The organism is Paenibacillus sp. JCM 9796 (genome assembly GCF_055379675.1).
Map to the genome: position 1 here is coordinate 1,743,475 of NZ_AP043723.1, position 14,836 is coordinate 1,758,310.

Sequence of the window (14,836 nt, forward strand, 5' to 3'; positions counted from 1 at the left end):
TGACGATCCCCCGGGGGGTATAATGGTCGAAAAGATACACCAATGAACTGCAAGAATAGCAGAAGAGTGGAGGAACTCGTCATGCACAAAGCGATTATTATCGGTACTGGCCCTGCCGGCTTAACGGCGGCCATTTATTTGGCTCGCGCCAATTTAAATCCCCTTGTCATTGAAGGTCCCGAGCCGGGCGGTCAATTGACCACAACGACGGAAGTTGAAAATTTCCCGGGCTTTCCGGAAGGCATCATGGGCCCGGAACTGATGGCTAATATGCGTAAGCAAGCCGAACGGTTCGGCGCCGAATTCAAGACCGGCTGGGTGAACAGCGTCGACACGTCGCAGCGCCCCTTCAAGCTGAACGTTGAAGGCATGGGCGAACTGGTGGCGGAGAGCCTGATCATCTCCACCGGCGCATCGGCCAAGCTGCTCGGCATTACGAACGAGAAGGAAAGCATCGGTCGCGGCGTCAGCACGTGCGCCACTTGCGACGGCTTTTTCTTCCGCGGCAAAAAAATTATCGTGGTCGGCGGCGGCGACTCCGCCATGGAAGAAGCGAACTTCCTGACCCGTTTCGCGTCTGAAGTGACGCTGGTGCATCGCCGCAGCGAGCTGCGCGCGTCGAAGATCATGCAGGATCGCGCCAGAGAGAATAGCAAAATCAAATGGAGCTTGAACCGCACGCCGCTGGAAGTCATCTCCGGCGATAAAGGCGTCACCGGCCTTAAAGTGCTGAACAACGAAACCGGCGTCGAAGAAGTGATCGAAACCGACGGTATTTTCGTCGCAATCGGTCATAAGCCGAATACCGGCTTCCTCGCAGGTCAAATCAAAACCGACGAAGTCGGTTACATCCTCGTTAAGCCAGGCACGACGCAAACGAATGTCGAAGGCATTTTCGCCTGTGGCGACGTACAGGACAGCAAATACCGCCAAGCGATTACAGCAGCCGGCAGCGGTTGTATGGCGGCACTGGAGTGCGAGAAATTCCTCGAGGGCCATCTGGTTCACGATTATAGCCTCAGCTTGTAAAACCGAACAGTCCGTCCTCTTTGAAGAGGGCGGGCTGTTTTTTTGTATGCGCTGTGGGGTCAACAAAATCCCAGCATATCCAGACATAACGCGAGCTCCTGCATCATACAGAGAACTAAGCTGTATCTCTAACGGCTGGCGGGGTTGTTTCGGTATACACCATTTTCTGCAGGGGGTGCAGCGCATGTTCGATCGGGAATTATTGAAGAATAAGGTGGTTCTGATCACCGGAAGCGGTACCGGGCTTGGGCGGGCCATGGGGGAGAGATTCCTGGAACTAGGGGCGAAGCTCGCGATTACAAGCCGCCGCGAGGAAGTTTTGGCAAGAGCCGCTGCGGAGATGGGCGTCGGCGGGAAAGAGGTTTATTATAAAAGCTGTGACGTCAGAGATCCCCGTCAAATTGAAGAAATGGTAGATGCCGTAGAACGGCGCTTCGGGCGCATCGATGTTCTGATCAATAACGCGGCCGGAAATTTCGCCAGCCCTACGGAGCGGTTGTCCCCGCGTGCTGTGGATGCGGTATTGAACATTGTTCTGCACGGGACCTTCTACATGACGCTGGAGGTCGGAAAAAGGTGGATCGAGCAAGGAACGGGCGGCACGATGTTAAATATCGTCACTACGTATGCTTCCACCGGTTCAGGGTTTGTCGTTCCATCCGCAGCGGCTAAGGCAGGCGTACTGGCGATTACCCGCTCTCTTGCCGTGGAGTGGGCGCATCACGGAATCCGGCAAGCGGCCATTGCGCCGGGACTTTTCCCAACGGATGGAGCCGGGTCCAGACTTGCCCCTACGCCAGAGTTAGCCGGGAAGCTGGTTAACCGGGTGCCGCTGCGGCGGGTGGGCGATCAAGCGGAGCTGGCGAACTTGGCCGCTTATCTGATTTCCGATTATGCCGGTTATTTGAACGGCGAGGTCGTCACAATCGACGGCGGGGAGTGGCTGCAGGGAGCAGGTCAATTCAACGAGCTGCTTGACGTTACGGAAGAGCAGTGGATGCGTTTGGCCGCAATGACCCGTAAAGGCCAATCTTTCGCCCCCGGCCAAAATCAATGACACCGCAGAGTTCCGCCTTTCAAGCGAAAGAAGCCGGCTGCTCGCGGCAGCCGGCTTCTTTCGCATGTTTAAACTTCAATATCAACCACGATGCTATCCACGCGTCCGACTTCCTGAATATAAGCGGCGACCGCTTGATGCTCCGGGTTCGGCCCGTAGGCTTCGAGCGCGGCACGGTCTTCGAAGCGAACCGACAACACGACTTGATAGCCTTGATTTTTCTCCGAGAAATTCAGGCCTGCTTGAAGATCGACGATTCCCGTCAGATGACTCCGCAGCGCTTTGAACCGTTCCACAACCTCGGTCAACTGCTCCTGGGTCGTAGATTCACTGAATTTAACAAGTACAATATGATCGATCATGGAGTGCACAGGCCCCTTACATCATTGATTTTTCGTTCACTCTACTATATCATGTCCGGTTATCAAAACCAACCAAACCTCATGACTCGCAGCTTGTATCAAGCCTGCGAGTCATGAGGCTGTGCGGCGTTAGAAAGGTGGAGAGAGAAGGCGTTGGCGGGGCCTGCCAATGTTTCCTGTTATAGCAAACGTTCCAGCACGCCCTTCAAGGTCTGCAAATCGTTTTCCACCAAACGTATATCGGTTGTAAACTGCTCATCCGACATGCCGGGCTGCTGGAACACAGTAAACAAGACCTCGCACCCGGGCCCGTTGGGAATAACGCGCATCGGATTCAGAATCAGCTGTCCCGGCGCCGGGCTGACGTAATGATCCAACACGCCAAACTCGTTGCCCGGGACGAAACGAATCGTCATCGGGCCGTCCGGCGTTTCTGCGATCCACTCCTCCTCTGCCCGCCTTACCGACCGGCAAAATCCCGGAGCCCATTGCGGCAGATGCTCCGGGTTGGCTATAAATTCGTAAACCTCCCCGGGTCCTCGATCTACGGTAACGCTGATTGTTTTTGTTTTTTGAACAGAGGTCATCGGCACACGTTCCTTTCCAGGGGAAGGTCCACTTTCGGGGAAAACTTAATACCGGAACTTGGCGATCATCTCCATCTTCAGCTCCCACAGCTCCGTGCTGAGATCGACCGGGTACGCTTCCGGATGCAGCTTGCGCAAATATTCCGGCCAGAACAGCGTAAGCTGCTCTCGATGATAGCGGCGGACCTCACCCAGCGAGGGCAGCGCGTAGACCTGCTCGCCATTCACGAAGATGGGCTGCAGCAGCGGAATCGCCTCGTAATCGTCCAGATACTTGTAGATGTACGGATGCACCGGGTCGAACAGCTTGATGCGCTCGCCCTGCCGGACGTCCTGCTCATGCCGCAGCGCAATGTAGTCGGCCTCCGCTTTCCCCGTGCTTCTGTTGATCAGGCGGTACGCCTCCTTTAGGCCGGGGGTGGTCACCTTCTCCGGATTCCCGGAAATTTTGATGACGGGCACGAGCTCCCCATCGCGCTCCCGGGCGACCAGCTTATATACGCCGCCGAGCGACGGTTGATCGGCGGCCGTAATAAGCTGCGTGCCTACGCCCCACGTATCGATGCGGGCCCCCTGCGCTTTCAGGTTGAAGATGATGCTCTCGTCCAGGTCGTTGGACGCCACAATCCGGACGTAGGACAGTCCCGCTTCGTCCAGCATCTCCCGAGCCGTCTTCGATAAGTAGGCCAGGTCGCCGCTGTCCAGCCGGATCGCCTGCATCCGCTTGCCCTGCGCTTCAAGCGCCCGGGCTGTGCGGATCGCGTTCGGCACGCCGCTCTTCAACGTGTCGTACGTATCGACGAGCAGCGTCACGTGATCGGGCAGCGCTTCAGCGAACTTGCGGAACGCTTCGTCCTCCGACTCGTGCCCCTGCACCCACGAATGCGCATGCGTACCCTTGGCCGGGATGCCGAAGAGCATGCCCGCTCTCACGTTCGACGTTCCATCGAACCCGGCGATATACGCCGCCCGTGCTCCCCAGACAGCGGCATCGGCTTCCTGCGCGCGCCTCGTGCCGAACTCCATTAGCCCGTCCTCGCCTGCGACCTGCTTGACCCGGGCAGCCTTCGTCGCGACCAGCGTCTGGTAGTTCACGAAGTTGAGCAGCGCCGTCTCGATCAGCTGCGCTTCGAATATGCGCGCCTCCACACGTACGAGCGGCTCGTTCGCGAATACGAGCGTTCCTTCCGGGGCGGCGTACAGACTGCCGGTGAAACGGAAGTCGCGCAGCGCCTGCAGGAACGCTTCCGGGTAATTCTCCTCCTGCGTGCGCAGGTAAGCGAGCTCCTCCTCGCCGAACCGCAGGTTTCGCATATACCGCACCACCCTCTCCAACCCCGCGAAGACGGCGAAGCCGTTGCCGAACGGCAGCTTGCGGAAGTAGACTTCAAAGACGGCCTTCTCATTCTGCGAACCCTGTACCCAATGCGCATACATCATGTTGATTTGATATTTATCCGTATGCAGGATCAACTGCTCCTCATTCATCTGCCTTCCCTCCATGTCCTTGCCTCTATAACGTAACCGTCTCCCCGCCGCGAACAATCTTCGCGCCAAGCGTGTTCTGAAAATGCCGGAGCGCCCAGTCGTGCCCCTGCGGATTGAACGAAGCCACCGCATCCTCATGCACGACGAGATCAAAGCCTTTATTGTAAGCGTCGACAGCCGTATGAAGCACACAGATGTCGGTGCAGACGCCGACCAAATGCACCTCTTGAACGCCCCGCGCGCGAAGCTTCAGCTCGAGGTCGGTACCGCAAAACGCACTGTAACGCGTTTTGTCCATCCAATCCATGCGGCCGCGCTGCGCCTCGTAGACTTGTTCAAGCCGGCCGTACAGCTTGCGCCCTTCGGTACCGCGAATATTGTGCGGCGGGAACAGCTTATGCTCGGGGTGAAACCGGTCGTTCTCCTCGTGCAGATCCACCGCCATGACGGTGAATGCGCCTTGCTCCGCGAATTCGCGCGCAAGTTCCGCGATCCGTTCCTCGATATCGATGCCCGGCTGTCCGCAAGGCAGCTTCCCGACTACGAAATCGACCGTATAATCGATAACAATTAAAGCTTTCATGATAACCCTCCTGGAAAGTAAGTTATGATCGTAAGCATCCTATCCTGTTGATGGTATCATTATGGGGTTAACGTATCGCTTTCGTCCGTCCATTCGATTTTGCCCGATAACGATTCGGTATAACCCTGCTTCCGGCAGGCTTGGCCTTCTTGCATCCGGCGAGCGATACACGTTACCTTATTTTAGTATATAGGGAGGCAGCGGAAAATAAAAATTTGCACGTCTCGTACCCCGTTACCGGCCAAGGGTAAATCTATCCTTTTCATAATAAAAAAAAGATATGCTAGAATGGAGAGATGCGATTGTCCATAAACAGCATTTTAGGAGGAAAACAGGTGTTAAAGTTAGGCAGAAACGATCGATGCCATTGCGGCAGCGGAAATAAGTATAAAAAGTGTTGTCTCGAGGCGGACAAAACCGGGGAACAAAGGCAACTGCGTCCGGCAGAAGCAGCAATAGCCACGCCCGCAAACACGGGCGGCGGTGATGCCATAACGATAGGCGAGGTAAGGAGACTGGCCTTTACGGAAATGAATTGGGCCAACGAAATGTATTCGCAGCTTGCAGACCATCTGATTCAGCAGATGGAGCCCTCTTATGAGCCGGAGCACGTGCTGGAGGCCGTTTCGACGTGGAACAAGTTCTCCACCCTGCGCAAGCCTGTCATTCGTAAAGTTGGCGCGTTCTGCGCTGCTTTGGAGTATATGATCTCCGAAGCCTTCGGACAGCCGACCACCCAAAACAACCTGGCTCAGAAATATCTTGTATCCGCATCGACCGTCGGGAAGAAGTATCAAGAGCTGGTCGAATTTGTTCAGGAGCATGCAGCCGGGTACAGCTCGGTAAGCGAACCGAGGCTGGCTTAAGCAAGCGGAAGCAGGCTCAAGCTATGCTGCGGGAAGCACGAAAGAGAGCTGCTCCATGCATTGGCAGAAGCAAGGTTAGCTTGCGTCCCGAAATTAGGAAGGCCCGAGGTGCCACCGCACCCCGGGCCTTCCGTTTTTGTCGACTGCTCCTGGCCGCAAAATGATCTCCCTAATAATGCCCACAATCGCCCCTATGCCTGTCTCCATTCGATTCGGCTTCTCCTGTTAGTTCATCACCGGATAATCGATCACAATGACGTTCTCGACGATCCCGTCCAACAATTGTACGAATTGCTGGTGCACCGGGTGCGGCCCATATCGACGAAGCGCCTCGCGATCTTCAAACGTGACGCGAAGTCCCAGCGTGTAACCGTGCATATGCTCCGTTTCTTCCGTCACATTCACGCCGGCCGTCAAATCGACAATGCCGGGAATCCGGTCTTTAAAGGACAACAAGACTTCAAGCAGCTGCTTCTCAAGCTCCGGACTATACTTCTCGTTAAATTGAAAAGAAACAAGATGCTCAAACATCGGCCCCATCACCATCCCCTTCATTTCCTCGTTCATGCTCAATCCCATCATATCATCGGACGAGCCGCCTTCAAACAGCTAAAAGATCGCGCGCGCCTGCGGGCAAGCTCCAGGCTTACGCATATGCTCGCAACCACTGGCTCGCTCTCGGAGTACGCTCCCAAGGCTGCCGGTTCGCCTCCGATTTTCCCCGTATACGGCAATGCACGCGCAGCAAAACCAGCCCCCGGAATCCGGGAGCTCACTAATCGCCTTCCCTGGCTCTATACGCAGCTTCAAGACCCCCGCAGAAAAAACGCCCCGACGACCAGCGCCATCACGATCCCCCAAACGGCATTCAGCTGCAAGTAATGCACCATCACGAAGAACACGCAGGCGATGATAAAAGGAAGAAAGGTCAGCGGCCCCGAACCGTCCGTCTGCCCGAACGCATACTTGGCAAAATCGTAGGCCAGCATCGCCATCATGACGAAAATAACCGGCTGAATGCCGCGGATCATCCCTTTGATATAAGGGTTATGCTCGAGCTTGATCATGACGCCGGCCAAGGCGATCATCATCAGCGCAGTCGGCATAACGACGGCGACGAGCGCCACCATGGAGCCCGGCCAGCCGGCTACTTTATAGCCGATGTACGCCGCCAGCTTGGTGGCGATCGGCCCTGGCAGCGCATTGCCGAAAGCCAGCGAACGGCCGAATTCGGCTGTGTCCATCCACCCGTATTTATTGACGACCTGATGCTCATAGATCGGAATGATCGCCGGCCCCCCGCCGTAACCGAGCAGGGTAGCCGTACCGAAGGCGATGAACAAATGCCACAGCTTCGCCAGCATTGCTGTCCACATCGCTAGCTCACCATCCTATCGCCAGGCCGTCCCCGCGAGGATCGGCGGCGCCGCTGAAGCTGCCGTCCGGGTGAATCTTAATGGCTTGAGCCTGCCCGACGACCGGGTCCCAAGGCCCAAGCAGCTCCACCCGATGCCCGCGGGCTTGAAGGTCGCGGATCGCCGCTTGATCAAGGCCGCGGTTTTCCATTCTCAACAGGTCGCTGTCGTCCCCCCAAGTACGGCCGTATACCCAGCGCGGCAGCGCGATCGCTTCCTGCACGCTGCACCCGTAGTCGAGGACGCCGGTCAACAGCGAAAGCTGCGTCTGCGGCTGGCCTTCCCCGCCCTGCGTGCCGACCAGCAGGCACGGCTTGCCGCCCTCCAGCACCATGCCCGGCATGAGCGTATGGAACGTGCGTTTGCCCGGGGCGAGCACGTTGACCGCGTTCGGATCGAGCGAGAAGAACGAGCCGCGATTTTGCAGCATGATTCCGGTATCCCCCGGCGTATAGACGCTGCCGAAATCGAAATACAGGCTCTGGATGAACGAAACCGCGTTCCCCTCCTCATCGACGGCCGCAGCGTAAGCGGTATCTTGACCCATCGCCTTCGAGGCGAACGAAACCCCGTCCGGCCAAGCCATGCGAATGCTGCGGTACTGCGCGCGGGCATGCTCCTTGGATAAAAGCCGTTCGAGCGGAATCGGCGAGAAGCGCGGATCGGTTAAATACGCGTCCCGGTCGCGGAACGCTTGTTTGACAACCTCGGCGGCGAGGTGATAAAAGTCGGCGGAATGCCGGGGCACGCGGTCAAGCTCTTCGTTCTCCAGCATATTCAGCATTTGCAACACGGAAAAGCCTTGCGAGTTGGGCGGCATCTGAACGACTGTCCGGCTGCGGTACGTCGTCGAAATCGGATCGGTCCATTCGCCCCGGTGCAAGCGGAAGTCTTCTTCCTCCAGCCAGCCGCCGTCGCGCTGCAAGCCCTGCACGATACGCCGCATCAGCTCGCCTTCGTAGAAGACTTCCCGCCCTCCGTCGCGGACCCGCTTAAGCGTCGCCGCCAGCTCGGGCTGCACCAGCCTTTCGCCGATCGCAAGCGGCGCGCCGTGAGGCAGGAAGGTGCGCGCATGAATCTCTTGCTCCATCAGCAGCGGCTGATCCTTGACGATCCAGCGGTGCAAATCGCGCGAAACGGGAACGCCCTCTTCCGTATAACGGATGGCGGGCTCAAGCAGCTGTTCCCACGGCAACCGGCCGTAAGCGGACCAAACCTCCCACCACGCGTCGACCATGCCCGGGACGGTAATCGCGCTCCGTACGCCCCGCTTCGGAATCGCGTCAAGCCCTTCGCGGGCGAACAGCTCCGGCGTTACACGACGGCCCGAACGGCCGCTGCCGTTGAAGCCGCGGAGCTTGCCGAGCGCGGCGTCATATACGAGAAAAAACGCATCCCCGCCAAGCCCGGTCATATGCGGATAAACCGCCGCCAGCGCGGCGCTGACGGCGACTGCGGCGTCAAACGCGTTGCCCCCCTGCTGCAGCATCCTGTTTCCGACCGAGCTGGCCAAATAATGCGGCGACGCAATCATGCCGCGATAAGCGATAGGCATCACATTGTTCATTAGACGTCCCTCCCGTATACATCGAGCGCTGTTTGGACGGCGGCCCCCGCATCGGCCCCGAAGCCGTGCCGGAGCAGCGAAGCTTCAAGCGCGCCCAGCGTGTGCAGCACGTTGCTCTTACGGCCGCTGTAGCCCATCGTGCCGATGCGCCAAATGCGTCCTTGTAACGGACCGAAAGAGCTGGCGATCTCGATGTTGAAATCATGCAGCAGCATACGGCGTACCGATTCACCGTCTATACCTTCGGGGATGTTGACGCAGGCGACCATCGGCAGCTTGCAGGACGGATCGCCGAACAGCTCCAATCCCATGGCCGAGAGGCCTGCGCTCAGCGCTTCTCCGTGCAGCCGGTGGCGGGCGAACCGTTCGGGCAGCCCCTCCTCCAGCACGAGCCTGACCCCTTCGCGCAATGCGTACAGCATCGAAGTCGCCTCCGTATGATGATTAAGGCGCTTCGAGCTCCAATAATCCTGCAGCTGGCTGAGATCGAGATAATTGCTGCGAATGATCGCCCCTTCGTTCGTCGGCGCGTTCGCGGAATCGCGGAGGCCGCGCTCAATGCGCTTGCGGCGGTGCAGCTTGGCCTCGACCCGGTCGTTGTAGGTAACCGGCGCCATTCCGGAAGGGACGGACAAACACTTCTGCGTCCCTCCAATGACGGCATCGATCATCCATGCATCCGTCTGCACCTCCATGCCGCCTATCGTCGCCACCGCATCGACGACGAACAACGCGTCCAGCTCACGGCAAGCCCGGCCAACTTCTGAAAGCGGTTGCACTCTCCCTGTCGAAGTCTCGCCGTGGACCATCGCGACCAGGTGGGGACGCGTCTCGCGCATGCGCCGGATCACGGCTTCCGGCTCGAACACCGTGCCCCATTCCTGCTCCATCGTCAACACTTCGGCGCCCAGGCGCTCCGCAATCTCGGCCAACAGGTGGCCGAAGCGTCCGTAGATCGGCACCAGCACACGGTCTCCCGGTTCGACCAGGCCGGTCAGCACCGCCTCGATGCCCGATCTGGAGCTGCCGTCGATCGGGTATGCCCAGCGGTTGCCGGTTTGGAACAGCTTCTGCAGCATGCCCATCGTTTCGTTCATGATTTCGGTAAACTCCGGGTCGAACTGTCCCAGAATGGGCAGGGACATCGCACGCAGCACGCGCGGATCGACCTCCACCGGTCCCGGCGTCATAATCATGCGTAGGGACGGGGCTAAATCGCGGTACGGTCTCATGGCGTTTCCCCCTTATAAGCTAGAGCATACAGCAGATCCGCCAAGACGACAATACCTGCGGCAAGGTCTTCGGCTTTCGTATATTCGGCGGGCGAATGGCTGATGCCGCCGCGGCTCGGCACGAAGACCATCGCGGTCGGGCATACCGGCGCCAGCAGCTGCGAGTCGTGTCCGGCTCCGCTGTACATGTGCCGGCAGACGAGCCCGCGGGTGCGGCAGATGCGGTCCAAGGCTTCCGTCAGCCGGCCGTTCATGCGCACCGGAGCGGCTTCCGTCCACAAGCTGGCGGATACGGTCAGCCCGTTCGAAGCGGCGATACGCTCCAGCGTCGTCATCAACTCGCCGCAGAACGCTTCCAGCGCCGCTCCGTCCGGGTGCCGGACGTCCAGCGTGAACGAGGCTCTGCCCGGTACGACGTTAACCGTGCCCGGACTGGCCTCCAGGCGACCGACGGTAGCCACCGTCGGGTCGCCGTAAGCGAGCGCCGCGTCGCGGATCGCGACGATCATCTCGGCCGCGCCGCATAAGGCGTCCCGGCGGTAGGACATCGGCGTCGTTCCGGCATGGTTCGCTTCGCCCGACACTTCGAAGCCGAAGCGTCTCTGACCGACGATCCCCTGAACGATGCCGATCGCAGCGCCTTCCCGCTCCAGCACGCTGCCCTGCTCAATGTGCAGCTCCACGAACGCCGACCAATCGGCCGCCGCAGGAGGCGCCGCATACCGGCCCTGTCCAAAGCCGGCTTCATGCATGGCGGCGGCAAGCGAAACGCCGTCTGCATCCGCTGCATCCGGCGCGTGCCGTGCTTGGTAGCGGCCGGTCACGCTGCCCGAGCCCCAGAACGCGAGCGGGAAGCGGCTGCCTTCCTCCTCCGCAAAGGAGACCAGCTGAAGCGTGCGCTCCGGCTGTCCATACGCCTCCTTCAAATAAGCGAGCGCGAGGGCGCCCGCCACAATGCCGTACGCGCCGTCGTAACGTCCTCCGCGGACGACCGTATCGATGTGCGAGCCCGTCGCGACGACTTCGCGCTCCCGGGCGCCGTCCAATCGGGCATACAAATTACCGACGTCGTCATAGGATACGGCGAGGCCGCAGCCCGCCAATCGCTCCGCAAGCGCACCCTGCGCCTGCTGCCAGGCCGGGGTGTACAGCAGCCGCGTAACCCCTTCATCCGCATTCGCCCCGCTCCCGAATTGCGCGAGCCAATCCAGCATATGCGCCGCTTCCGCGGCAAAGCGGCGGAGGAGCGCCCCGGTTTCCGGCGGCTCCTTGGTTGGCGCCGGCTCTCCTGCGGCCGCGACTTCCGGCTTCCCTTCGTTCGTCATCGCGTTTCCTCCGTTTCTGCTGCGCAAAGTTCAGGTGCTGTGGCGGAGCCATGCCCCTGCCTCAGCCGCATCCTCCGCCATCGATTGCGTATCCGCCCGGTACGCCTGCCGGCCGCGCACGAACGTCGCGCTGACGCGGCACCCGAACCTTCGGCCGACATAAGGACTATACGCATGCCGCTGCTTCAAATGCCCGCTCTCCAGCGTATACCCCCGCTGCAGATCGGCCAGCGCCAGGTCCGCGTCGGCGCCGACGGCGATCTCCCCTTTGCGGGGATGCAGACCGAAGCGCACGGCCGGATTGAGCGACAGCATACGGCACAACAGCGGGAGCGGCAGGCCCCGCTTCAAATGGCCTTCGTCCACCATCAGCTCCAACGAGCTTTGCGCGCCTGCAATGCCGCCCCAAGCCTGAAAGAAATTCGAGCTTTGCTTCAGCTCCAGCGGACTCGGGGAATGATCGGACGCGATGATGTCGATTTTGCCGTCCGCCACCGCCTGCCACAGCTTCATTTGATCCTCGGCGCTTCTAAGCGGGGGCGCGCACTTGGCGACCGGTCCCATCCGCTCCATGTCGTCTTCGGTCAGCACGAGGTAATGCGGGCAGGTTTCAACCGTCACATCCAAGCCGCGATCCTTCGCTTTACGAATAATCCGAACCGATTCCGCACTGCTGATATGGACAAAATGCAGCGCGCACCCGGTCTCGCGCGCCATTTCGAGCGCTTGGCGCACAGCGGTCCGTTCCGCGGATATCGGCCGGGACGCCGCGTAATCACGAGCGCCGGTGCGCCCTTCGCGGATCGAATGCCCGGCGAGCGAAGCGACCATGCTTTCATCCTCGGCATGCAGCGCCAACACGCGGTTCAGCCTGGCAATGCGCTTCATGCCTTCTCGCAGCGTCGCATAGTCGGCGCGCCGGAACCGTTCTTCGCCTTCGCCGCCCGGCTCGGACATGAACGCCTTGAAGCCGATCACCCCGGCCGCGGCAAGCGGTTCAAGTTCCTTCAGGTTGCCCGGAACGAGCCCGCCCCAGAGCGCATAATCGACGCTGGAGCGATTCGCCGCCGCCCGCAGCTTCTGGGACATGGCCGCCACCGAGACGGTCGGCGGCAGTCCGTTCAAAGGCATATCCAGGAAGGTGGTGCAGCCGCCGGCGGCCAGCGCCTTCGAACCGCTCTCGAAGCCTTCCCAATGGCCCATGCGCGGCTCGTTCAAATGAACGTGCGCGTCAACCATCCCCGGCAGCACATGAAGTCCCCGGGCGTCAAAGTGCCTTGATGCTTCGCCCGTGATATGTTCGGCCAACCGGACGATCCGGCCGTCCGCTACGCCGATATCCAGACGGCGAACTTCGTGCCGCAGCACGACAAGCCCGCCGGTTATTTTCAAATCCAGCATACGCCCATCCCCTCTCGGCTTCGTCCGTGTTCCCCGCCCGGCGGATTCAGCTGCCCCGGTACGTGCTGTATCCGCCCGGCGCGACCAGCAGCGGCACGTGGTAATGCTCCTGCCCGTCGGCTATGCGAAATCGAACCGGCACCTGCTCCAGGAACGTCGGCACGCTGGCGCCGCCTGCCGTCTGGCGGGCGCTGTACCAATCGCCGACGTCAAAAACAAGCTCATAGGTGCCGGCCAGCAGATCGCCGCCGGCCAGCAGCGGCGCATCCAAGCGCCCGTCGGCGTTCGTCGTCGCTTCGCGCAGCTTCACGGCTCCTTCCGGCGTCATCCGGTATAACGCGACCCGCATCCCTGCGGCAGGCCGGCCGCCGGACAGCTCCAGCACATGCGTCGTCAGACGCCCGCTCATGTGAGGGCGGCTCCCTGCGCCTTCTGCGCAGCCTGCGCTTCAGCGAGGTCTTCCTGCGTCATGGAGAAGCCCTGAAACCCGAAAGGCGGTCTAGGCTCGGTAAATACCTTGGCTTTGGAAGAGCCCGCCGCCGACTCCGCTACCGTTTCCCACGTGCGGTTGTTCGACTCGAACCAGATGCGCCCGAGCTGCGGGAAACGCTCCAAGATGCGCAAGCCGATCACGTAAATCAGACTTTGAATGGACGCGCTGTTCACCTCGTGAAACACGGTATGCGCGATATCGGCGATTTGCTCGGGGGCCGCGTAAGCTTGGCCGTCGAGGGCGTCGTCGGCCTTCGCGTACTCCCAACCGATGTTCAAATAAATGAACAACGGGCGGTTGAAGCTCTCCGGCAGCGTCGTATACTCGTCGCGGACGAAATTCGCGAAGGAACTCCCGCTGACTTTGATCAAATGCAAATTCGTGATTTCGGCCGATTGCTTGACCGTCTCCAGGCTTTGCCCGGTCCGCTCCACGCGAACCGTAAATCGTCCGCTCTCGTTGCGCGAGCGGCGGTACACGAGCCCGCTGCCGCGAAATTCGCCGTTCCCCGCCGCAATCGGCACCGCATCGAACGGCAGCCGCTCTGCCGACAGCTCAACGCCGGACATATGCGCGTACTTATGCAGGAGCAAGCACGCCGCATGACGAAGGAACGCTTCAACCGTCGAGCCCTCGAAATCGGCGGCATGCCGCAGCATGAAATTTTTCATCGAATCGGTCGCCACCACCATGCTGTTGTCCGCTTGCGTGAAGGAAGGCAGGAACGCATCCCCGCTGACGGAAACCGTGACATTCAGGGCGAAAATGACATTGTCCGACCCCGTATAGGCCGATTCGGGAATCGGGCTGACTTCAAGGGGTTTGACATACGTGCGGTAGACGAGCACATCCCCTTTGCCGTAATACATGGTTCGTTTGCCATAGCCGGTAGTCATAACGCAATCGTTCCCTTCCTGTAGAATCAAATCGTCCAGCCGAAAACGGGTAATTTTGGCGATCTCCGTCATCGCTTGACGCTGCTCTTGTTGCACATTGTGTTCGAGTCTGGCCTGCATGGCTTCGAGAATCAGCTCCTTGGAGCTGCCCTTCACCGCCATGATGAACGGGAATCCGAATTTGCCGGTATACGCCGTATTGATGCGGGTAAACATGTCGTATTCGTCGACGCTCAGCTCGTTCAACCCGACGCCCCGCTGCTCTTGGACCGACATCTCGCTCATCTGGAGACGCCCGGCCAAATCCGGGTGCGCCCGGAGCAGCGCCAGACGCTCCTCCCGCGAAGCGCCGTCAACTACCCGCAGCATCGCGCGGTGCAGCTGCTCCGAGTCTGTGAAAGGCCGCGCCGCATAAGCACGCTCGGCAACCCATGGCGAATGCTCGAATACCGCGCCGAGCGCTTCGACAAACCCGGCCTGCGTCATTCGATTCAGTTGGCCGATTGAAATGCGATGGATAGTTGTCATTCGCGGT

General features: G+C 59.9%; 15 protein-coding genes. 3 read left to right on the top strand and 12 right to left on the bottom strand.

The annotated features are described in order from the left end of the window. The first annotated feature begins 81 nt into the window (after nucleotides 1–81). Complete coding sequence (trxB, locus tag ACZ439_RS08485) at nucleotides 82–1,029, top strand: thioredoxin-disulfide reductase (protein WP_127607907.1); 948 nt, start codon at nucleotides 82–84, stop codon at nucleotides 1,027–1,029. 184 nt (nucleotides 1,030–1,213) lie between these two features. Further along, complete coding sequence (locus ACZ439_RS08490; protein WP_054797884.1) at nucleotides 1,214–2,086, top strand: SDR family oxidoreductase; 873 nt, start codon at nucleotides 1,214–1,216, stop codon at nucleotides 2,084–2,086. 68 nt (nucleotides 2,087–2,154) lie between these two features. Here ACZ439_RS08490 and ACZ439_RS08495 read toward each other — a convergent pair whose 3' ends face one another. The 4 genes from ACZ439_RS08495 to ACZ439_RS08510 all read right to left on the bottom strand — a co-directional run bounded on the left by ACZ439_RS08495 (nucleotide 2,155) and on the right by ACZ439_RS08510 (nucleotide 5,106). Next, nucleotides 2,155–2,448 (bottom strand): Dabb family protein, encoded by a 294-nt coding sequence (locus ACZ439_RS08495; protein ID WP_054799827.1) that lies wholly within the window; start codon nucleotides 2,446–2,448, stop codon nucleotides 2,155–2,157. Nucleotides 2,449–2,627: 179 nt separating this feature from the next. Further along, the gene (locus ACZ439_RS08500; protein ID WP_127607904.1) at nucleotides 2,628–3,035 is read right to left on the bottom strand and encodes an SRPBCC family protein; all 408 of its coding nucleotides are present in this window, start codon (nucleotides 3,033–3,035) and stop codon (nucleotides 2,628–2,630) included. Nucleotides 3,036–3,080: 45 nt separating this feature from the next. Then, nucleotides 3,081–4,523 carry a nicotinate phosphoribosyltransferase gene (locus ACZ439_RS08505; RefSeq protein WP_054799825.1) on the bottom strand — a complete coding sequence of 481 codons (1,443 nt, stop codon included), beginning with the start codon at nucleotides 4,521–4,523 and terminating at the stop codon, nucleotides 3,081–3,083. Between the two features lie 25 nt (nucleotides 4,524–4,548). Beyond that, nucleotides 4,549–5,106 carry a cysteine hydrolase family protein gene (locus ACZ439_RS08510; RefSeq protein WP_054797883.1) on the bottom strand — a complete coding sequence of 186 codons (558 nt, stop codon included), beginning with the start codon at nucleotides 5,104–5,106 and terminating at the stop codon, nucleotides 4,549–4,551. Between the two features lie 335 nt (nucleotides 5,107–5,441). Here ACZ439_RS08510 and ACZ439_RS08515 point away from each other — a divergent pair, with 335 nt between their 5' ends. After that, nucleotides 5,442–5,972, top strand: a complete 531-nt coding sequence (locus tag ACZ439_RS08515; protein WP_464620874.1) for an SEC-C metal-binding domain-containing protein — start codon at nucleotides 5,442–5,444, stop codon at nucleotides 5,970–5,972. Between the two features lie 225 nt (nucleotides 5,973–6,197). Here ACZ439_RS08515 and ACZ439_RS08520 read toward each other — a convergent pair whose 3' ends face one another. The 8 genes from ACZ439_RS08520 to pucL all read right to left on the bottom strand — a co-directional run bounded on the left by ACZ439_RS08520 (nucleotide 6,198) and on the right by pucL (nucleotide 14,829). Beyond that, nucleotides 6,198–6,554: a Dabb family protein gene (locus ACZ439_RS08520; RefSeq protein WP_464620875.1), complete on the bottom strand. Its 357-nt coding sequence runs from the start codon at nucleotides 6,552–6,554 to the stop codon at nucleotides 6,198–6,200. 224 nt (nucleotides 6,555–6,778) lie between these two features. Continuing rightward, nucleotides 6,779–7,348 carry a chromate transporter gene (locus ACZ439_RS08525; RefSeq protein ID WP_464620876.1) on the bottom strand — a complete coding sequence of 190 codons (570 nt, stop codon included), beginning with the start codon at nucleotides 7,346–7,348 and terminating at the stop codon, nucleotides 6,779–6,781. A 7-nt stretch (nucleotides 7,349–7,355) separates the two neighbouring features. Further along, nucleotides 7,356–8,954, bottom strand: a complete 1,599-nt coding sequence (ggt, locus tag ACZ439_RS08530; RefSeq protein ID WP_464620877.1) for a gamma-glutamyltransferase — start codon at nucleotides 8,952–8,954, stop codon at nucleotides 7,356–7,358. After that, a complete protein-coding gene (locus tag ACZ439_RS08535; protein WP_464620878.1) occupies nucleotides 8,954–10,186 on the bottom strand; it encodes a pyridoxal-phosphate-dependent aminotransferase family protein in 1,233 nt (410 codons plus the stop codon). Before ACZ439_RS08535 ends, ggt begins: the two co-directional genes overlap by 1 nt. Then, nucleotides 10,183–11,511 carry a M20 family metallo-hydrolase gene (locus tag ACZ439_RS08540; RefSeq protein WP_141335288.1) on the bottom strand — a complete coding sequence of 443 codons (1,329 nt, stop codon included), beginning with the start codon at nucleotides 11,509–11,511 and terminating at the stop codon, nucleotides 10,183–10,185. Before ACZ439_RS08540 ends, ACZ439_RS08535 begins: the two co-directional genes overlap by 4 nt. Nucleotides 11,512–11,541: 30 nt before the next feature. After that, nucleotides 11,542–12,912, bottom strand: coding sequence for an allantoinase AllB (gene allB, locus ACZ439_RS08545; protein ID WP_464620879.1), 1,371 nt, complete (start codon nucleotides 12,910–12,912; stop codon nucleotides 11,542–11,544). A gap of 46 nt (nucleotides 12,913–12,958) precedes the next feature. Continuing rightward, a complete protein-coding gene (gene uraH / locus ACZ439_RS08550; protein WP_054797881.1) occupies nucleotides 12,959–13,321 on the bottom strand; it encodes a hydroxyisourate hydrolase in 363 nt (120 codons plus the stop codon). Beyond that, nucleotides 13,318–14,829 (bottom strand): factor-independent urate hydroxylase, encoded by a 1,512-nt coding sequence (pucL, locus tag ACZ439_RS08555; protein ID WP_464620880.1) that lies wholly within the window; start codon nucleotides 14,827–14,829, stop codon nucleotides 13,318–13,320. The genes uraH and pucL overlap by 4 nt, the downstream gene beginning before the upstream one ends. Nucleotides 14,830–14,836: the final 7 nt, after the last annotated feature.